Origin of the sequence: Natronomonas marina (genome assembly GCF_024298905.1) — an archaeon.
Classification (GTDB): domain Archaea; phylum Halobacteriota; class Halobacteria; order Halobacteriales; family Haloarculaceae; genus Natronomonas; species Natronomonas marina.
This window is the reverse complement of record NZ_CP101154.1, coordinates 2,719,956-2,739,529: the sequence shown is the minus strand read 5'-3', so window position 1 is coordinate 2,739,529 and position 19,574 is coordinate 2,719,956. Positions and strand designations below refer to the sequence as shown.

Genomic DNA, 19,574 nt, shown 5'->3' with positions numbered 1-19,574 from the left:
CGGGGAATACACCACCGCTCGACGTCCCGCTGTTCGGACCCGGTAGATGCCTGCCCGCGTGTGGTCCGGCCGCTGTTCGAGGGCGAGCAACGACCGATGCCGGGCGAATGTATCATTTATCTGTTTTCTCTTGGTTCGTTCGTCCGTTCGTTACCGCGGGTTCACGACTCCTCCCGGCGGAGTCGAACCGCCGAAGCGCCAGCGTGGAGGTCGGTCGGCGTCCATCGATGTCTCGTTGATTCGTCGCATTCGTCCCTCATGGTGCGGGCGTGTTGTTCCGACTCTGTTCGGTGTAGCCGCGGAGGTCGAATCCCAGCGAGTCGGTCTGTATTTCGTTGCCGACGTCGGTCGGAATCGTCCACTCCAGTCCGATACACAGGGTGGTGCCGTTGCCGGGAACCGGGTCCCGGCCACTGCTCCCGTAGGGGTCGCCGTCCAGTTCGAGTCGGCGCCCGCCGGCGACCGACTGGCCGGCGCTGTCGAACAGCGTCCGCACGCTCGCGTACCCGGAATCCGGATAGATGGTCCGCTCGCCGCCGTCGAAGGCGTTGTTGCAGTCCTCGTCGTACCAGAGTCGAACGTAGACGTTCTCCGCGAGTTCGCTTCCCCCGTCGTCGTCGACGGTCGCTTCCGGTTCGGTCATCCCGTTTTCGCCGCCGGTCAGGTTCAGGAAGTCCAGCCAGAGGTATCCGGGGTTGCCGCAGTTGTGGATGCTGAACGTGATCTCGCCGGTGTCTCCGGGTTTGACGTCGGCCAGTTCTATCAGGTGCTCCTGGTCCGGGTAGCCGTCGCTTTGGAACACGTCCGGCACCTCGAGGTCCTTGCCGCTCCTTGCGCTACACCGCGCGCTCAGCGTCAGCGGTTCCGTCACGTCGAGTTCGATCGGGTCCGTCCGGTCGCTCGAGATGGCGACCCAGTCGGTGACGTCCGACGCCGAGAAGTCGGGGACGAGGGTGATCGGCCCGAAGTCGTCGGCCAGGTGGCCGTACGCCCCGCCGTCGCCGTAGGGACCGCCCCACTGGAACCGCGCGCTGGCGGTCGTGAGCGTGTCGTTGCCCTCCTCGACGACGAGCCACGACTCGCCGTCGTCGTCGGGCAGTCCTCCGGGGAAGTCGAAGACGACGACCTCGCTGCCCTCCTCGGGACTGTCGGCGACGTCGTGGACGAACACGAGACTCAGGTCGCCCTCGTCGCTGTCGGCGGCGGCACCCGTTTCCTCGTAGAGGAAAACCGCGCTGCGGTCGGTCTGCTCGAAGCCGGTGTTCGGGCTGCCGTCCGAGTAGTCGTAGAACTCCTCGATGGGATCGTCGCCGCGGATCGGCTCGATACACGTCGAGAGCCGACCGGACCCCGTCTCCTGGAAGAGCAGGTACTCGTCTATGCCACAGTCACAGCAGACGGCCGGGATGTCCGAGGCGTCCTGCGTGGCACCCGGGCCGCCGTACTGCACTTCGTTGAACGACTGGAGGCCGTCGCCGTCGTGGTCGGGATAGGCGTTGACGCCGTGGCGTTCGACCTCGCCGGTGTCCGGGTTCGGCCCGCTGTAGGTCTGTTGCCAGTCGATCTTGAGATCGAGGTCGCCGGCGGCGAGCGTGTTCCGCTCGAACGACTCCGTGTCGCTCAACAGGGCCCTGGTCCCCACCCCGGCACCGACGCCGGAGAGCCCTATCGCTCCGGTCGCCTTCAGCAGCCTCCGTCGCGAGATGTCCATGTGTTCCCTCATGTGCTGAACCCCCAAGCGGGGGAGGCCCACCGGCGGAATCGAACCGCCGTGACGCACCAGCGTGGGAACCGCGCCGCCCGTCGCCCCGGGTTCGTCGGCCCGGGTCGGTCGTTCGTCTCAGTTTTCGACGAGGAACGCCGCTCCATCACCCCCGTTCGCCGCCGGTGCCCCGACGACGCCCCTGGTCCCGTCCGGGGCGATCGCCACGGACGCGCCGAAGGAGGGGGTCTCGGGAAGCTCGAACCGCCCGGCGAGCCCGTACGGCGATCCGATTTCTCCCGGGCCTGTCGGCTCGAAGAGGGCCGCGTACCGTCCGCCGGGGGCGCCGGCGAGGAACGGTCCCTCTTCGGAGCCCGAGAGCGACGCCCCCAGCCCGTCCGCGTCGTTCGGAGCGTCGCTCTCGGCCGATAACTGGCGTGCGGAGAACGACGGCCCCTCGACGGGGACGAATCGGTACACGGTCCCCGCTTCCGCCTCGCTGCCCGGCGCACCGACTATCGGCGGGAACGGTCCGACGGCGTCGACCGCGGTCCCGAAACGATCCCCCTCGCTCAGTGCTACGCCGGCCTCGTTGGCCAGCTCCATGCTGATGGCCTCGCTCCCGTCGTCGAAGAAGAAGTATCCTGCTCCCCTCGTTTGGTTCGCGCCCGGCGCGCCGACGAGAGCGAACGGAAACGAGAGCGAAACCGCGGCTCCGAACCCGGCACCGGGTTCGAGTTCGCTCGGCGCCTCGATCATCGGAACGGGGAACTCGCTGTCGCCCCCCTCCAGCGTCTTCAACTCGGCCGAACCGCTACCGTCGGCCTCGGGCGCGCCGACGAGAACGAACGCGCCGAGGTCCGAGTCGACCGCGACATCGACCGTCGAGCCGTATCCGCCGCCCGAGCCCTCGAACTTCGTTCGGAGACTCCAGGCAGACGATTCCCCCGACCGGTCGAAGAGGTACACCGCGCCGTCGCCGCCGTCGTCCCCGGGCGCACCGACGGCCAGCAGCTCCGCACCGGAGCCGCGGTCCTGATCGTGGGCGACCGCAGTGCCGAACTCGGCCCCGTCGAGGGGTTCGTCCGCGCCGACGAGCCCCGCGTTGCCCGGCTCGAGCTCCTCGAAGATGCCGTTCAGGACGTAGGCCGATCCCGTGTCCGCGGAGTGATCCTCGGCCGGTGCCCCGGCGACGACCGTCGACTCGCGCCGCTGCTCATCTGATTTCCGCAGCCTGAACTCGTCGGGTCCGGGCCCGGACGGGATCTCGACCCCCGTCCTGGGCGTCCCGAGTAGTTCCCCCTCAGAGGGATCGCCGATGTCGACCGACATACCGAACCGGGGCGAATCCCCGTCGCCGAACGTTTCCGGGGTCAGCACGGACCGTTCGAAACTCCCGCCCCCGGGTGTCGTTCCCTCGTTGATGGGGAGCAACGACGGGTTCCGGTCCAGGCTCGTGATGCGTGCGCTGTCCCCGGGGTCGTCGGAGAGCGGGCCGAACGCCCTGGTGAACTCCCCGGAGTCCGGGATCGGTTCGGCCGTCACGCCCCAGAGCCGCGCCACGACCTCGGTATCCCCGTCCGGGTTCGGCGGGTACGTCCCTCCTGGGGGTGCCCGGTCGTTCGGGCGTTTCACGTTCCCGTTAAGGAGCGTAAAGGGGAAGATCGGGACCTCGAACTCCTCGGTGTAGGTTCCCTTCTCCCGGATCCTGAACCCGATCACCGACGAGAAGTCGTCGGGGCTGCCGGAGCCGACGGGCGGATCGACGGCGTGAATCGCCACGACGAACGCGGGGGTATCGGACCCGTGGAGGTGCTCCGGGTCCACCAGGGGCGGCACCGGAACGAGGGACTCCGAGGGATCGGTCGATACCGCCGGAGCGGGCAGCCGACGCAGGTCGTCGTCCGTGTATTCGGCCCGCTCGATCGTCACGGTCGAGTACAGCTCGAAGTCTGGTTCTGATTCTGGCATCGTTCTGTCAGGGTGGTGCGTTCGCGGTCTGGTCGGGAATGACGACCGACTGGCCCCCGGCCGCCCCGAACGGGTCGTCGTTGTTGCGGACCTGTTCGGCCTGGAAGGCCAGGTCGAAGCTCACGGAGTCGCCCATGACCTCGTTGCCGACGCCGAGGGGCAACTCGAACTCGATGAAGTGGGTGACCTTCCCCCGGTCGACGTTGCTCCCCGTCGGGTCGCCGATGCGCGTCGGTGGCCCGCTGTCGGCGTGTCCGCCCGGCGGCGACCCGCTGGCGCCCTCCTGCCCGCGGTAGACGTACCCGCCGTCGAGCGCCGCCAGGAACGCGGTGGCGGTTGCCGATGGGGTCCCGTCGAAGCCGGATTCGGGCACGATACTCCCCTCGAGGCCGTCGTCGTGTCGACTGGTCCTGTCGCTGTCGTATCCCAGCGTGACCAAGAGCCGGTTGTCGAGGTCACCCGCGTCGTCGCCGGACCCGTCCCCGATCGGGTCGGACCCGTTCCCGGCGCCGCTGTTGGGGTCGTCGTTCTGCACGTCGGGGTTCGTGCCGGCGGCCTGCGTGGCGGCTTCCGGTTCCGGATTCGGGCGGTTCTCGCTGTCGTCGACGGCGTCGCCCCCGGGTAACACCGCCGCCACGTACATCGGATTGTCCTCGACGTCGACGGTGACCCGGAGGACGAACGAGTCGCCCGGTTTGGCGTCCCCGACGGTCAGTCCCAGCGCCGGCGCCGGCGTCCCGTCGACGGTGAGCTGGTCGTCGTCGCCGTCCCCGTCGTCGGTCGCGTCGACGATCTCGACGGTGCCGTTGGCCGCGAGCCCCTCCGACACCTCGACGACCGCGGCCTCCACGACGAGGTTCGTCGTCCCCGCTCTGATCGCATTGTCGGTGAACGCCTCCTCGTCGGAGAACAGCGCGCTCGTCCCCGCACCGACGCCCGCACCGGCGATGCCGACGGCACCGGCTGCACCGAGGATCTTGCGCCGCGTCAGTTCCAGTCTTTTTCGCGTCATGGTTTTTCCGTCCCGTGGAAGGCCCACCGGCGGAGTCGAACCGCCGTACGCCGAACGTGGGTTGGTTATCGGTGGTTTCCTTGCTATTGTCGGACGATTGCACCTCCCGAAATCGCCCCTGCCGGGGTGTAGCTATTATTAGCCAGCACGGCATTCAGATCCAGATCGCCTGTATCATCGCCAACGTAGACCTCGTCGTCTGTACTATCGCCGGAGAAGTCGTTCGAGTCGATGGAAACCGTCGTACCATCCGTGCTTCCCCCTAGGATAACGTGGAACGGCGGGGCGAAGTTATCTGTAGTCGTCGTCTCGATGTTCGAGATGGCGTTACCGCGAATCGTGACGTTCGAGGGACCAGTAGTACTCCCGCCACCCTGCTGCAGCGCGATGACCTGCGTGAAGCCCCCTGGCGCTCCGCCCGATCCGGGAATCGTTCCCTCGGTGTTCAGGTCGCTGATGTCGTTGTCGCTGATCTCTCCGGTGACGTCGCCGTTGAACCGGATTGCGTTCGTCGAGCGCGTGTCAAGCAGGCCAGTGATCGTGTTGTTGCTGACTTCCGCATCCGTGATCTGGGCACCGGACTCGTTGATCAGGACGCCCTGAACCTGCCCCTGATCCTCGTCGGTTCCCTCGAGATTGCTGATTTCGTTGTTGTAAACCCGGATTCCGCTGGTACCGTCGCTCGCGAGGACCCCAATCGGGTTCGCGTCGTCGTCCCCGGTCCCAATATTCGTGATGATATTGTTCTGTATGCACACGTTCGTGTTTCCGGATTTGATGTCGACGCCTCCGATTCCGCCAGGTGATCCCGGATTAGCCGTACCCTGCGTCCCGGGATTTCGGATTTCGAACCCATCGACCGTCACGTCGGCGGCGTCGACCCCCACTGCGAATCCATTCTGACCGTTAATTACGGGCCGTTCGGCGCTCGCTCTCGCCAGCGTCACGCCCGACGCGTCAATATTGAAGTTTCCGTCGTAGTCACTTCCGTCCCCGAAGCTTCCGCCGAAGACGCTGATTATCTCGTCCTGGCCAGCATTACTGACTACATTCGCGAGATCGTCACCCGGCCAGACCGTCGTGGTGGCGATCGGGTTCTCGGGGTTGGGGTTGTTCCGCCACTGCCGGGCCGCGAACGTGATGTCGAACTCGACGGCGTCGGACTGGATCTCGTTGCCGACCTCGGTCGGGATGTTCCAACTGATGCAGAGACACGGGCCGCTCTGCGTGCTCTGATTCGGTGACGAGGGATACTCCGTCGTTCCGTTCGCGGGGTCTGCGTCGCCGTCCAGCAGGATCCCACTCTCGAGTTCCTTGAACAGGTCCGCCAACGTGTAGTCGTCCGGGTTGTTGAACTCGCGGATCGTGTCGTAGTCCTCGAGACCGCTCGGGTCGGACGTGTTGGGCTCGCAGTACTCGACGTCGACCTGGATGGCCTCGGAGAGTTCGCCCGCATCCGAGCCGTCGTTCGTGTTGTTGTTGAGACTCCCGCTGCCGCTCGGGTCGACATCTCCCTCGGGTTCGGTCTGGCCGTTCTCGTAGTCGGTGACACCCTCGGCGCTCCCCACGAACAGCCAGCCGGGGTTGTCGACGATCTTCGGACAGAACGCCAGGAACCCGCTGTCGCCCGGTTTGGCGTCGGCGATCTGGTACTCGCCCGATTCGCCGCCTTGGATGGTCCCGTCGTTTGTCGTACTGCCCGGACTGACGCCATCCTGGGTGACCGTCGTCACGTAGTCGACCACGAGGTCCAGCGTCCCCGCCTGAACCGAGTTGTTCTCGAACTCTTCGGTATCACTGAACAGGGCGCTCGTGCCCAGTCCAGCGCCGGCGCCCGCGACCCCGATGGCCCCGACACCGCCGAGTATCTTCCGCCGCGACAGATCGATTGTATCCCGTGTCATTGTCGGTCCCCACTTTCGTGGAAGGCCCACCGGCGGAGTCGAACCGCCGTACGCCGAACGTGGGTAGGGGAGGGGAACGGCGCGCCGACTACGGCCCGCTGTAGGCGCCGTCGTTGTTGCGACACTGCTGGGTGTAGAACCCGAGGTCGAAGCTCACGGAGTCGCCCTGGATCTCGTTGCCGACGCTGTCGGGCACCCACCAGCCGAAGCCGATGTAGTGGGTGACGCCCGGCTGGAAGCACTCCCGGTCCGGGCTCGTATCGGGGTCGCTGAACTCGTCGAAGGCCGTCGTCAGGTCGCCGTCGAGCGGCACCGGCGTCGAGAGCGCGTTCAGGTCGCTCTCCAGGGTCCCGCGGCGGAACACCTCCTCGGACGTCGCGATCGTCTCGAGGATCGAGTTGAGGATGTTCGAGACGGCACCCGCGTCCTCCGCGGAGAAGTAATCGGCCATGCCGCCGGCGATCTCGTTCTGGAGGTAGCTCGAGAGGTAGCCGTTGGATCCCGTGCCGAAGATGCTGCCGGCGGGGTCGCTCTCGCGGCCCGACGGCTTCCGGTCGTCGTTGATACCGACCGTGAGGATGCGATGGTCGCTGCGGATGCCGTCGGCGATAGTCGCCGTCTCTTCGAGTTCGCTGTCGTCGACCGTCGAGTTGCCCGAAATACCGCCCGTGTAGCCGCTCCCGACCGTGTATCCGCCCGCGGAGTAGGTCTGGTTGGGGTAGTTCGGCCCGCCGTCGGTGAACAGCACGATGAACGTCTCGGCGCCCGGACGGGCGTTCGCGTCCAGTTCCGCCGCAGCGATCTCGAGCGCCGCCGGCGTCGGCGTGTTCCCGTTCGGGGACAGCCCGGAGAACAGCGTGCCCGGGCTGGCACTCAGCCCCGAGAAGTTCCCGATGGAGCTGTCGCCGAACGTCAGCCCGCCGACCTGTGCGTCGCCCGCGTTGACGAGGTCGGTGGCGAGCTGGTTCGCGTCCGACTCCAGGTCGCTCACGTTACCGCTCGTCAGCGACGCCGACGTGTCGACCGCCAACATTACGTCGACCTTCCCGATCTCCTCCTCGAGGACGTTGTCGCCGTCGTCGTACCACCACACCGTCTGGATGTTCTCCGCGAGGTTGGGGTCGTTGTTCGCGTCCCCCTCGGCGTCCTGTTCCGGCTCCGGGTTCGCGCCGCCCGACTGGTCGACGTTCGCCGCCTCGAGCCACAGGTATCCCGGGTTGTCACAGAGGTGGAAGCTCAGCGTGAACTCGCCGAAGTCACCGGGCTTGACGTCCGTCAGGTTGATGAGCGGCTCCCTGTTCCCGTCGGTCATCGTGTCCGCGTTGTCCGTGCGCGTCGCGCCGCTCCCGGACGGGGACGGCGTCAGATGATCGGGGAGATCGGCACCGTCCTCACAGGGCAGGTAGGTGAAGCCGCTGGTATCGACCTCCTGTGCCCCGTCGTTGTCGGGGTCCGGGAACGCCTCGATGGCCGTGTTCGCCATGTAGGCACCGAGGTCGTCCTCGTGGACCCACACGACCGGACTTTCGGGGTCCGGCAGCCCGACGTAGTCCGTCGTGTTGGTCGGTTCGGTCCGGGTGACGGTCAGTCCGCTCGTCGGATCGTCGAACCCGTATATCTGCGGGTACGAGTAGTGTTCCTCCCAGTCGACCTTGAGGTCGAGTTCGCCTGCCGTGATCGTGTTCTCCTCGAACGACTCCGTGTCGCTGAACAGGGCGCTCGTGCCCATGCCGGCGCCGGCACCGGCGACTCCGATGCCGCCGACGGCGCCGAGGACTTTCCGCCGCGTGAGATCGATTCTGCGTTCTGTCATGTTGTTCCCCTCCTGGGGAAGGCCCACCGGCGGAATCGAACCGCCGTCGCACACCAGTGTGGGGTGAAGATCACGGTCACGGGACTACTGAAACGGGTTATCGTTGTTCCGGCACTGCTCGGTGCGGAACGTGACGTCGAACGTGTACGAGTCCGATTGAATCTCGTTGCCGACATCGCGCGGTACCCACCACGCCAGCGCAACACAGTGCTCGGGGCACAGGGCTCCAGCGGTCATGTCGCCGAACTGTTGGTTGAAATCCGGGTCGATAACGTTCCCATTGTCATCGACCTCGACCATGTCGTAGGTATCAACCTCACTACCGTCGCTTGGATCGAGTTCGTAGAGTTCGTTGTTCGTGGAATCGTTCCCGATGAGGTTCCCGTCACCAGCCTCCCGGACAGCCAAGCCCGGTAGATTCGCATTAGATAGTTCGGAAACCAGTTCGGCGTCGCCGGTCGACGGGTCCGGGAGTTTGTAGAGATCAGGCGTACCGTCGTCGACGTTCCCGTCGAACAGATAGAGCGTTCCGTTCGAGAGGAAGGCGATATCCGAACCACCCACCTCGATCTGATCTCCGTTCTGGTCTGTTAACTGGATCGTTTGATCGACGCTCGTACTCGAGGAGGGATCTTCGATGACGTACAGATTACTTTTTCCCCACGCAGTGAAATACAGTTCGCCAGCGGGGGAGACTGCACCTTGAAGGATGCTACCCGTTGGTCCACCGGTGATTTCGCCCCCGTCGCTGAACGTGTCATTCACGATGTCGTACTTGCCGAGCCGATTCGAGAACTTGTCGATGAGGTATATCGTTTGTCCGTCCGGACTTGCTGCGATGGAAACGACGTGGTTGTAATCGCCCTCCCCGTCGCCGTCGAAGTCCCTACCGGTGAGGTCGATCAACTCGGTCAGTTCCGCATCGCCGTTGTTGATATCGGCTCTGTAAAGTTTCGTCGTGTCGTCCGACGGACTGCCGAACGGATCGTCACCTGGACTCTGATCAGGGTCGTCGAGGGTGTTGGTCAGGTACAACTGCTCCGAACACTCGAACGGCGGGCCGCCCGGAGCGTTGATCGTCCCGTGGCAGTTGCGCTCCGTGGGGTCCGTTTCGTCGTACCCCTCGGCGAGTCGGCCACCGCTCTCGGTCGGATCGAGCAGCGGCGGTTCCCCGCCGGACGCTCCCAGGAAGTCCATGACTTCGTCGAGCGTGCCCCGCTTGAGGACTGTCTCCATCCCGTCGTCAAGCACGTTGTCACAGTCTGGGTCGTACCACAGCGCCGCCTGGACCTCCTCGCCGAGTTCGCCTTCCGTGCCCGGATTGCTCTGCGTGCCGTCCTCCCCGTCCGAGCTTGCTTCGGGCTCGGTAACCCCGTTCTCGGCATCCTTGGTCACCTTGGCTTCCAGCCGAACGTACCCGGGGTTGTCGTACAGGTGATAGCTGTACGTGACCTCGCCGAAGTCCCCGGGCTTGACGTCGCTTAGATTGATCACGCCCGCGGGCGGGTTGCTCTCGGGGCCGCCGACGGAGTCCGTCGTACTGGCGTCCATGAACGCGTCGAGATCGTCCTCACTGACGGCGACGACCGGATCAGTCGGATCGGGGAGCCCGACCTCTCCGGCGGCGACGTCACCCGGACCGTCGACGAGCCGCAGACTACTGATGTTCTCGCCGTTGTCGGGGGGCGCCTGACCATTGTAGTAGTGCTCCTCCCAGTCGACCTGCAGATCGAGCGTGCCAGCTGTGAGGCTGTTCTCCTCGAACTCTTCGGTGTCGCTGAAGAGGGCGCTCGTGCCCATGCCGGCACCGGCACCAGCGAGCCCGATTCCCCCGACGGCGCCGAGTATCTTTCGCCGTGTGATGTCGATTTTGCGTTGTGTCATTGGCTCTTGTCTCCTGGGAGAGGCCCACCGGCGGAATCGAACCGCCGCAGCCACCGTGAGGTGGGGTCGGCCAGCGTGGGTCGAAGTCGTTCGTGAGTCGATACGCTACGAGCCGCCGCTCCGCGGATCGTCGTTGTTCCGGACCTGCTCGGCGCTGAACCGGAGGTTACCCTTCACTCCGTCACCCTGGATCTCGTTGCCGACCTCCGAGGGGAGCTCGAGCAGCAGGTAGAAGGTGAGTTCAGCCTCACTGTCATTGTCCGGGTCGCCCATGCGGGGTCGACTGATTTCGTTCGGGTCGGTTGACCCAACCTGGACGGGATCGCTCGTCCCACCGACGAGGATGCCGTCACCGCTCGCGATGCCGTTGCCGAGCGGGTCGTTGTCGGGTTCTGATGTATTGGGATTCTGATCGTTGCCGAAGTAGAACTCGCGTGCGTCCGTGTAGCCGAGCCCAGAGTTAACAACCCCGTCCTCGCCCGGTTCCGAATAACTACTGGCAGACGGGTACGCGTTCGACTCCGTGTTGGTGATGTTGTCCATCCTCCCCAGCTCGGTCTTGCCGCCACTCTGGGTACCTTCGGACGGCGCCGTACCGTCCCACTGCTCCCAGTAGCTGACGAGGAGTTTGTCGCCGAGTTCGGCGTTCGTGGCGTTGACCCACTCCCAGCCGTCGTCAACCCAGGTGCTATCAGCATCCTTCTCGGGTTCCGTGGTTTTACCCTCCTTCTCCTTGTACTCGTCCGCGTCTCCGTGGATCGTCAGGTAGAACGGATTGTCCGCCACAGAGTCCACGGTGAAGCAAATGATGGCCCAGTCGCCCGGCTTGACGTCATGGAGCTGGAATTTCTGCAGAACGTCGCCGTCGGCCGTGACTGGGTTGCCAAGGATTTCCTGGTTTTTCCAGTATTCGTTCGCTGCAACGACCTCGGCCGTCACCGCCATGTCGAGCGTCCCGGCGGTCAATTGGTTGTTCTCGAACTCTTCCTCGTCGCTGAACAGGGCACTCGTACCCAGTCCAGCGCCGGCGCCCGCGACCCCGATGGTCCCGAGCCCGGCCAGCGCCTTCCGCCGCGACAGTTTGTATCTTTCTGTCATGCTTTCTCCAGTCCGGATCCCCCCTCGCGGGGTGTCCGAACGTGTGCTATCCCTGCACACCCACCCACTTAGCTAATTACCGCATCAGATACCGCTAACGGCAGAATTGGAGCCTCTAACGTCAGTATTCGATTTCGAATGGTCGAATAGCCACCCATAACGGGCCGATAGCACGGTAAATGGGTGTGTAGAATCGGCTAATGGGTCATTGGAACGTGTAAGGAGCCGGCTACCAACCAGCGCCGGCAGCGGTCGATCACGCCCGACGGGGTCGATAACGGTCTATTAAACACCCGTGCATGAACGAAATATCACCATTCTTTATATAGCCACATGGGATTAGATGACGCACGTCAGACGATCGGGTCCGGACCGGCCCGCCGGGGGGGGAACCAAATGGTAATACCGACCTACAACCCGAAAATAGACAGAACAGCGGTACACGAGATACTGCAGAACGACCGGCGACGCGCGACGATAGAGGTACTCCGCGACCGGCTGGGGCAGGTCTCGCTGCGGGACCTCGCGGAGACGATAGCCGAACGGGAGACCGGCCAGTCGCCGCCGCCGCGGAACGCCCGCGAGAGCGTGCACAACTCGCTGCACCAGTTTCACCTCCCGAAACTGGACGAGCAAGGTGTCGTCACCTACGACCGCGACCGCAAGACGATCAAACTCGAGGAGAACGCACGCGAGGTGTACGTTCACATGGAACTGGTCACGCGGTACGGGATCACCTGGGCGGATTACTACCGGTCGCTCGGCGTCCTCGCTCTCATGACCGTCGTCGCCGCCGAACTCGGGGTGCCCGGCCTCGCCGAACTCGAGCCGCTGTTGCTCGCGACCGTCTTCCTCGTCGTCTTCGGCCTCTCGACCGCCAGACAGCTGTGGGCCAACCGCTGGATCTTCCTGAACTCCCTGCTATCGTGAGTCGTCCCGACGCCGAGAACCACCATCGAAACTCCAACATGTATGACAGTACCGAACCGACGGCCGACCCGAACCACCCTGCAGGACGAGTCCAGCGGAGGGTTCGCCATGCCTAATTACGGCGACATCGAGACGGTCGCGTCCATCGACGACGTCCTCGCGCCGGGGGAGACGGGCACCGTGCTCCTGCTCGCCGATTCGGCGGTCGCACGCGGTGCGTGCCTCGAGCGGCTCGGAACGAGCGCGGGACGGACCGACGGCCTGTTCGTGCTGTTCGACGAGCCGCTGGAACGCTGGCTGGACGACACGAACGGATCCGCCGGCGGGCGGGGCGTCCCGACGATCGCGGTCGGCGAGAGCTACCGTTCGGCGACCCGCTCGAACGCCACCACCCACGACGGCGGGTCGGCCGCGGTCGAGACCGTCCCCGATTTCGCGGACGTCGAGAGCGTGACCGAACTCGTCGAGACGAACCTGGGGGCGGACGAAGACCGGACCGGGTGGGTCTGGGTCCACTCGCTGGACAGCCTCGCCGACGAGAGCGCTCCGCCGACGGCCGTGGGGTTCGCCCGCGAGGTCGTCGACCGCTGTCGACGGGAGGGGATCTCGGGTTACGTCCACCTCGACCCCTCGCAGTTCGAGGAGTCGATCCTCCGGGCGCTGGCCGCGGCCTTCGACGGGGTCGTGCGGCTCGAGGAGTCGACCGGTCGGCCCGGCGCCAGCGGGACCACGTCACTGCGAGCCGATCACACAGGGACCGATTCGCCCGACGACGCCGAACCCGAGGTGGGCTCCGTCGACGGCGCGGACGCTGACGACACCGACGGTGACGGCGGCCTCCGCGAGCGCGGAGCCGACCGGGGGTCGGCGAACCAGACGGCGGCGATCACCGTTGCGGTCGTCGGGGAGGGAGACGGGTTCGCGGGTCTCGTCGCCGCCTACCTGGAGGAGGTCGCCGGCCTGAATGTCGTCACCGAACCGGATCTGGACGGCGTCCTCGACCGCCTCGACGCGGTCGACTGCGTCGTCGGGACGGCGGACCCGTCTGACCGGTCGCTGGTCGATTTCTACCGTCCGATCGGGGCGACGGCCCCGGATGTCCCCGTCCTCTGGCTGTCGTCGACGCCGGAGGCGGTCTCCGAACCACTCGGCCCGACGGAGGTGTTCGAGCGGAACCGCTCCGGCTACCGACGGCTCGCCGAGAGCATCCCGGACGCGGTCGGGTCGGCGGTAACTCGCCCCGACTGGGACGCCCTCGAGAACGCGCCCGAGCCGACGTTCGTGCTCGCGGCCGACGGAACCGTCGAGCGGAGCGGTGTCCCGCTCGAGGAGTACACCGACACGGGCGGCGAGCGGTCGGCGTCGCTTTCCTTCCAGGATCTGTTCGCCGACGACGTCGAAGAGGGGCTCGCGGCGGCCCGCGACGGGGCAGAGTGGACCGGCGAACTCGACCGCGAGGTCGGGGACGGGACGGTCGCGTCCCGCGTTTCCATTTCCCCCGTCGAGGCGGACGGCCGTATCGACCATCTGGCGGCGACGGTGGTCGACGTCGAGGAGTACCGCGACCGGATCCGCGAACTCGAGGCCGAACGCGACCGCGTCGAACAGGCCACGCAACTGCTCGCCCACGACTTCCGCAACCTGATGATGGTCATCGACGACAACCTCAAGACGGCCCGGAAAGCGGTCGATCGGGTGGGCAGTTCCTTCGACCGTATCGAGGGGCGCATCCAGGACACCGCCGCGCTGACCGGTGAGGCGGCCATCGACTCCGTCAGCGGGATGGACCTCGAGGGGACGGCCCGCGACGCCTGGGACTCGATCAGACACGCCGAGGCGACGCTTCTCGTCGAGGAGACGACCACGGTGTACGCCGACGAGGGGCTCTTCGAACGGCTGCTCGAGAACCTCTTCGACAACGCCGTCTCCCACGGTGGCGAGGACGTGACCGTCCGCGTCGGTCCGCTGACGGAGGGGTTCTTCGTCGAGGACACCGGGGTTGGAATTCCGCCCGAGGAGCGCGAGCGGGTGTTCGACGAACGGTACTCGACGGCTGGCAGCACCGGCCTCGGCCTGAGCGTCGTCGCACGGGTCGTCGAGGCCCACGGCTGGGAGATCGCCGTCACCGACAGCGACGAGGGCGGCGCCCGGTTCGAGATAACCGGCATCTCGCCGGAGTGACCGTCGCGCCGACCGGTCGGCGCGACACCGGCCGCACACGAGACGGCCGAACGCCCGCGGCGGGTATCAGCTCGTGTCGTACTTGTAGGTCGCGTCGTCGGGGTCGATACCGAAGTCCTCGGCGGATTCGGCTGGCTCCTCGTCGGGTTCGGCCTCGGCGGCGGTCTTGAACCGCTCCCGGAGGCGGTCGGGCATCCTGAAGCGGTCGGTGTCGATTCGCATCGGGACGGCCTCGGGGTCCAGCGTCTCCCGCTTCTCCTCGAGGCGGGCCTGCAGGCGCTCGGGCAGGTCCTCGGCGGGCAGTCCCTCGAAGCCGAACTGCGAGAGGTAGTCGTGTTCGCTCGTCAGCGCGTAGACGACATCGAAGCCGTTCGTGGCGGCGCCGTCGACGAGTCGCTCGACGACGTGTGCGCCGACCCCCTGGCGCCGCCAGCCGTCCAGCACGCCGATGCTCGTCAACTCGCAGACCTCCCCATCGGTCTTGTGGATCCGGATCCGGCCGAACCCCGCCCGGGTGTTGGACTCCTCGTCGACGGCGATGACGTAGTCCCGCGACCGGAAGGCGGTCTCGTCCAGGCCCATCGCCTCGATGTGGTCCAGAAGCCAGGCCTCATCGCGGTTGCGTGCGTCCCGGACGTACATGTCGCCGGGTACGGCGGGGCGACGCAAAACGGTTCCCCCTCGTCGGCGAAAACCATAAACGCATTTCCTGTTTCAGCGCGTGAGAAAACTACTTGCCGACGGCTCCGGACACCACCCACTATGGAGTCCCTCGAGGAGTTCGACGAGGTGGTGTACGAACCCGACGAGGCGTTCGTCGAGTCCACCAACGTCCACGCGTTCATGCAGGAGTACGGCATCGACGACTACGAGGAACTTATCGAGCGGACGACGTCGGAGGTGGAGTGGTTCTGGGACGAACTCCCCGACTACCTGGGAATCGAGTGGTACGAGCCCTACGACGCGGTCCGGGACGACACCGACGGCCCGCAGTTCACGGACTGGTACCCCGGCGGCGAGTTGAACGTCGCCCACAACACCGTCGACCGCCACGCGGCCCGCGACGAGGAGCGCCGCAACAAGGTCGCCTGCATCTGGGAGGGCGAGGACGGCGAGACGCGGGACTTCACCTACCACGAACTCGCCCGCACGTCGAACCAGGTGGCCAGCTACCTCGAGTCGGTCGGCGTCGAGACCGGCGACACCGTCGCGCTGTACATGCCGATGGTGCCGGAGGTCATCTCCATCCTCTACGGCTGTTTCAAGGCCGGCGCCATCGCGGTTCCCATCTTCTCCGGGTTCGGCGTCGAGGCAACCGCCACCCGCATCGAGGACCCCGAGGCCGACGTGCTGTTCACCGCCGACGGCTTCTATCGGCGCGGCTCGCAGGTCACCCTGAAGGACACCGCCGACGAGGCCATCGACGAGGCCGACCACGACGTGACCGACGTGGTCGTCTACCGGCGCTTCGAGGACGGCGACCCCGACATGACCGACGGCCGGGACGTCTACTGGTCGGACTCCGTCGCCGAGGCCGACGACGACTACGAGACGAAGGAACTCGACGCCTCGGACGAGTCGATGCTCCTCTATTCGTCGGGCACGACCGGCACGCCGAAGGGCATCGTCCACACCCACGCCGGTGCCCAGATGCAGGCCGCAAAGGAGGTGTACTTCGGCTTCGACCTCAAGCCCTCCGACCGGTTCTTCTGGGTGTCGGATGTCGGCTGGATGATGGGGCCGTGGACGCTCATCGGTACCCACACCTTCGGCGGGACGATGGTGATGTACGAGGGCGCGCCGGACCACCCCGAGCCCGACCGGTTCTGGAAGCTGATCGACCGCCACGACGTCACCCAGTTCGGGATCTCCCCGACCGCCATCCGCGCGCTCCGCAAGCAGGGCGACGAGTGGGTCGATGGCCACGACCTCTCCTCGCTCCGGCTGCTGGGCTCCACCGGCGAGCCGTGGGACCCCGAATCCTGGATGTGGTTCTACGAGGAGGTCGGCGGCGGCGACACCCCCATCATCAACATCTCCGGCGGCACCGAGATATTCGGCTGCTTCCTGATGCCCCTGCCGAACCAGCCGCTGAAGCCCTGCACGCTGGGCGGTCCCGGCCTCGGGATGGACATCGACATCGTCGACGAGACGGGCCGCTCGATCAAGGACGACAACGAGCGCGGCTACCTCGTCGCCCGGGACTCCTGTCCCTCGATGACGAAGTCGCTGTGGAGCGGCGACGAGCGGTACCTCCACGAGTACTGGTCGAGCTTCGAGGACCCGCCGATGTGGGACCACGGCGACTGGGCCCAGAAGGACGAAGACGGCTTCTGGTACCTGCACGGTCGCGCCGACGACGCGCTGAACGTCGCCGGCCGGAAGGTCGGGCCCGCCGAGATCGAGGGCGCTCTCATCGAACACGAGGCGGTCAACCAGGCCGCCGCCGTCGGCGTCCCCGACGACACCACCGGCACGGCCGTCGTCACCTACGTCGTGCTGGAACCGGGCTACGAGGAGACGGACGAACTGCGCGAGCAACTGCGCGAGAAGGTCGGCGAGGAGCACGGCAAACCGTTCCGGCCCCGCGAGGTGCTGTTCGTCGACGAGTTCCCCAAGACGCAGTCGGGCAAGATCATCCGGCGGGCCATCGAGGCCACCTACACGGGCGAGGACCTCGGCGACATGTCCTCGATCGAGAACCCGGAGGCGCTCGAGGAAGTCGAGAACGCCCGGTAGGGGGACGAAACGACGGCCGCGACCCGGACAACCGTCGACGCTCGGCTGTATCCGGTCGCCGTGGTCGGCGAAAACCCCGCGATTTTTGACACGGAGACCCGGACCGCCACATGAGTGCGTCGAGATCGTGCGGAGTCGGTCCCCGAGGAGGAGCGTGAAGCACTGGTACGGATAGCTCACGGTGCCGTCGTCACCTCTGCCGGCGTCTCCGGGCAGCGCGTCCTGACGACGGCGGTGGAGGTCGTCCTCGCGCGCGGCCTCGGCCCCGCCGCGTACGGGGTCTACGCGCTGGCGTGGCGCATCGCCCAGCTGCTCGCCACGCTCGTCACGTTCGGCAGCGTCCCCACACTCCAGCGGTATCTCCCGGCCTACCGTGACGACCCGGATCGGCGTGCCGTCGTCGCGGGGCTGGCCTACGCGACGACGGTAACGTTCGGCCTCCTGATGGCCGCCGGTATCTGGGTCGCCGCACCGTGGCTCGACGACCTCACCGTGGGCCGGCCGTCGTTCGTGTCGACGATGCGCGTCTTTGGGGCCCTCGTCGGCCTGCTCGGCGTCGTCACGGTCGGTGCCGCCATCTTCCGGGCGGTCGGCGCGGCCCGCGGCGAGGTGACGTTCAACAAACTCCTCCGACCGGCGGCCCGCCTCGTCGGCGCGGTCGCGGCGCTGTGGGCTGGCTACTCGGTCGTCGGGGTCGCGGGCGGCATCCTCGTCTGTACCGGGGTACTCGCGGTCGCCGTCGTTCCGCTCGCCGCCCGGACGACGGGCATCACGCCGACGTTTCGCGGCGCGCGAGGGGAGGCGCGACGGTTCTTCGACCACGCCGCACCGGTCGCCATGAGCAGTCTCGGGAGTATTTTCCAGAACCGGATCGATGTCCTCCTCGTCGGTGCGCTGCTTTCGGCCGCCGCTGCCGGTGTCTACAACGCGGTTCTCGTGTTGGTGACCGTCGCCTGGATACCGTTGCTGTCGTTCAATCAGTTGTTGCCACCGGTCGCCTCCGACCTCCACGCCGACGGGCGGGTCGAGACGCTGGACGCCGTCTACTCGTCGGTGACGCGGCTGATCGTCACGACGGTCGTCCCGATACTGGCCGTCCTCCTCGTGTACGGACGGGCGTTGCTGGCCGTCTTCGGCCCGACGTTCACCCAGGGGTACGTCCCGCTCGTCGTCTACCTCGGGGGCGTGTTCGTCGGGAGTGCCGTCGGCGCGACGGGGTGGCTCCTCATGATGACCGACCACCAGTACGCACGGATGGCGCTGGACTGGCTGCTCGCGGCCCTCAACGTCGGGCTGACGTACGCGTTCGTCCTCCGGTTCGGTCTCGCGGGTGCGGCCCTCGGGACCTCGCTCGCCATCGCCATCCAGAACTGGATTCAGGTCCTGCTGTTGCGTCGGTTCGAGGGACTGTGGCCCTTCGATAGGTCCTTTCTCACCCCGGTGGCGGCGGGTACCGTCGCGCTCGCGGGTATGTGGGCGGTTCGGCTCGTCGTTCCCGGGTTAGCGGCCGTCCCCGTCGGCGTCCTCGCCGGACTGGTCCTGTACGTGGCTGTCCTCGACGTCCTCGGCGTCGACCCGCGGGACCGACTCGTCATCCGCGAGCTCGCCGACAGGTACGCCAGCGGCCTTCGCCCCGGTCGGCTGTAGCCGATTCACGGTGCGGGCCGGTGCCACGAGTATCGCGCCGTCTCACCACTACGAGGCGGACGCTCGACACCGACGGCGTACTCGACGCGGTCGAAAACAGGCGGCGATAGCGGAACCGGACACGGGGCTCGAAAGCGGGGCTCCGGGACGGGATACCGACGGCGCCAACAGGGTTTTCGGGGTTCGAACGCGACCGTTCGGGACGGGATACGGTACTGGACGATACTGCTCGATGGCTGGTGTTCGGTGTCGTAACCCATCACCTCCGACGGTGTATGGTATGTTATGACATAACAATAATCTTGTGGTCGAGTCAACTGCGGTTTCCACGGGCGAGTTCCACCGCTGCGCTGCGGTTCGGTCGGGGTCGCCGTCCCGTCGGAATCAGCCTCCGGGCGCGTGTCCGTGACCGACGAGGGCACAGACGGCGTCGAACGCGAGCACGCCCGCGAGCGCGGGGAGGTGCCGGCCGAGCGGCTCCACCAGCAGGCCCATGAGGACCGCGGCCGGCAGCAGGGCCGCCGTCCAGAACGCGGCCGCCCGGAGACCCGCCGCGACCCGGCGGAGCAGCGCCGCGGCCAGTCCCGGGATTCCCACGGCCCCGACGGGGGTTTCCGACGGCACCGCGTCGGTTGACAGGCTCGTCCCCTCTGCGGTCGTGAGGTCGTCGAGCATCGGTATCTCTCCGTGTGT

The 19,574-nt window shown here is 66.5% G+C and carries 13 protein-coding genes; 4 read left to right on the top strand and 9 right to left on the bottom strand.

What is annotated here, in order from left to right; genetic code table 11:
* Positions 1 to 256 precede the first annotated feature (256 nt).
* From NLF94_RS14625 to NLF94_RS14595, 7 genes are all read right to left on the bottom strand, one after another.
* Positions 257 to 1,723 carry a SipW-dependent-type signal peptide-containing protein gene (locus tag NLF94_RS14625; RefSeq protein ID WP_254838365.1) on the bottom strand — a complete coding sequence of 489 codons (1,467 nt, stop codon included), beginning with the start codon at positions 1,721 to 1,723 and terminating at the stop codon, positions 257 to 259.
* Between the two features lie 117 nt (positions 1,724 to 1,840).
* Entirely contained in the window at positions 1,841 to 3,673 is a 1,833-nt protein-coding gene (locus tag NLF94_RS14620; RefSeq protein WP_254838364.1) for a hypothetical protein, read from the bottom strand.
* A 7-nt stretch (positions 3,674 to 3,680) separates the two neighbouring features.
* On the bottom strand, positions 3,681 to 4,685 hold the full coding sequence (locus NLF94_RS14615) for a SipW-dependent-type signal peptide-containing protein (protein WP_254838363.1): 1,005 nt from the start codon (positions 4,683 to 4,685) through the stop codon (positions 3,681 to 3,683).
* A gap of 83 nt (positions 4,686 to 4,768) precedes the next feature.
* On the bottom strand, positions 4,769 to 6,589 hold the full coding sequence (locus NLF94_RS14610; protein WP_254838362.1) for a SipW-dependent-type signal peptide-containing protein: 1,821 nt from the start codon (positions 6,587 to 6,589) through the stop codon (positions 4,769 to 4,771).
* Between the two features lie 88 nt (positions 6,590 to 6,677).
* A complete protein-coding gene (locus NLF94_RS14605; RefSeq protein ID WP_254838361.1) occupies positions 6,678 to 8,402 on the bottom strand; it encodes a vWA domain-containing protein in 1,725 nt (574 codons plus the stop codon).
* Between the two features lie 84 nt (positions 8,403 to 8,486).
* Entirely contained in the window at positions 8,487 to 10,340 is a 1,854-nt protein-coding gene (locus NLF94_RS14600; protein ID WP_254838360.1) for a SipW-dependent-type signal peptide-containing protein, read from the bottom strand.
* A 51-nt stretch (positions 10,341 to 10,391) separates the two neighbouring features.
* The gene (locus NLF94_RS14595) at positions 10,392 to 11,384 is read right to left on the bottom strand and encodes a SipW-dependent-type signal peptide-containing protein (protein ID WP_254838359.1); all 993 of its coding nucleotides are present in this window, start codon (positions 11,382 to 11,384) and stop codon (positions 10,392 to 10,394) included.
* 396 nt (positions 11,385 to 11,780) lie between these two features.
* Here NLF94_RS14595 and NLF94_RS14590 point away from each other — a divergent pair, with 396 nt between their 5' ends.
* Together NLF94_RS14590 and NLF94_RS14585 are read left to right on the top strand one after the other, a co-directional pair.
* On the top strand, positions 11,781 to 12,314 hold the full coding sequence (locus NLF94_RS14590; RefSeq protein WP_254838358.1) for a DUF7344 domain-containing protein: 534 nt from the start codon (positions 11,781 to 11,783) through the stop codon (positions 12,312 to 12,314).
* A gap of 108 nt (positions 12,315 to 12,422) precedes the next feature.
* Positions 12,423 to 14,495 (top strand): sensor histidine kinase, encoded by a 2,073-nt coding sequence (locus NLF94_RS14585; RefSeq protein ID WP_254838357.1) that lies wholly within the window; start codon positions 12,423 to 12,425, stop codon positions 14,493 to 14,495.
* A 66-nt stretch (positions 14,496 to 14,561) separates the two neighbouring features.
* Here NLF94_RS14585 and NLF94_RS14580 read toward each other — a convergent pair whose 3' ends face one another.
* A complete protein-coding gene (locus NLF94_RS14580; protein ID WP_254838356.1) occupies positions 14,562 to 15,137 on the bottom strand; it encodes a GNAT family N-acetyltransferase in 576 nt (191 codons plus the stop codon).
* Positions 15,138 to 15,257: 120 nt separating this feature from the next.
* On the opposite strand from NLF94_RS14580, the gene NLF94_RS14575 reads away from it, so the two are divergent.
* Together NLF94_RS14575 and NLF94_RS14570 are read left to right on the top strand one after the other, a co-directional pair.
* The gene (locus tag NLF94_RS14575; protein WP_254838355.1) at positions 15,258 to 17,234 is read left to right on the top strand and encodes an AMP-binding protein; all 1,977 of its coding nucleotides are present in this window, start codon (positions 15,258 to 15,260) and stop codon (positions 17,232 to 17,234) included.
* Positions 17,235 to 17,348: 114 nt separating this feature from the next.
* The gene (locus tag NLF94_RS14570; protein ID WP_254838354.1) at positions 17,349 to 18,881 is read left to right on the top strand and encodes a lipopolysaccharide biosynthesis protein; all 1,533 of its coding nucleotides are present in this window, start codon (positions 17,349 to 17,351) and stop codon (positions 18,879 to 18,881) included.
* A 384-nt stretch (positions 18,882 to 19,265) separates the two neighbouring features.
* On the opposite strand, the gene NLF94_RS14565 is transcribed toward NLF94_RS14570, so the two are convergent.
* Positions 19,266 to 19,556, bottom strand: a complete 291-nt coding sequence (locus NLF94_RS14565; RefSeq protein WP_254838353.1) for a DUF8028 family protein — start codon at positions 19,554 to 19,556, stop codon at positions 19,266 to 19,268.
* Positions 19,557 to 19,574: the final 18 nt, after the last annotated feature.

What these genes read in the sequence shown, in the direction of transcription:
- NLF94_RS14625 (WP_254838365.1), bottom strand. Translation starts at nt 1,723, where the DNA reads ATGAGGGAACACATGGACATCTCGCGACGGAGGCTGCTGAAGGCGACC.
- NLF94_RS14620 (WP_254838364.1), bottom strand. Translation starts at nt 3,673, where the DNA reads ATGCCAGAATCAGAACCAGACTTCGAGCTGTACTCGACCGTGACGATC.
- NLF94_RS14615 (WP_254838363.1), bottom strand. Translation starts at nt 4,685, where the DNA reads ATGACGCGAAAAAGACTGGAACTGACGCGGCGCAAGATCCTCGGTGCA.
- NLF94_RS14610 (WP_254838362.1), bottom strand. Translation starts at nt 6,589, where the DNA reads ATGACACGGGATACAATCGATCTGTCGCGGCGGAAGATACTCGGCGGT.
- NLF94_RS14605 (WP_254838361.1), bottom strand. Translation starts at nt 8,402, where the DNA reads ATGACAGAACGCAGAATCGATCTCACGCGGCGGAAAGTCCTCGGCGCC.
- NLF94_RS14595 (WP_254838359.1), bottom strand. Translation starts at nt 11,384, where the DNA reads ATGACAGAAAGATACAAACTGTCGCGGCGGAAGGCGCTGGCCGGGCTC.
- NLF94_RS14590 (WP_254838358.1), top strand. Translation starts at nt 11,781, where the DNA reads ATGGTAATACCGACCTACAACCCGAAAATAGACAGAACAGCGGTACAC.
- NLF94_RS14585 (WP_254838357.1), top strand. Translation starts at nt 12,423, where the DNA reads ATGCCTAATTACGGCGACATCGAGACGGTCGCGTCCATCGACGACGTC.
- NLF94_RS14580 (WP_254838356.1), bottom strand. Translation starts at nt 15,137, where the DNA reads ATGTACGTCCGGGACGCACGCAACCGCGATGAGGCCTGGCTTCTGGAC.
- NLF94_RS14575 (WP_254838355.1), top strand. Translation starts at nt 15,258, where the DNA reads ATGGAGTCCCTCGAGGAGTTCGACGAGGTGGTGTACGAACCCGACGAG.
- NLF94_RS14565 (WP_254838353.1), bottom strand. Translation starts at nt 19,556, where the DNA reads ATGCTCGACGACCTCACGACCGCAGAGGGGACGAGCCTGTCAACCGAC.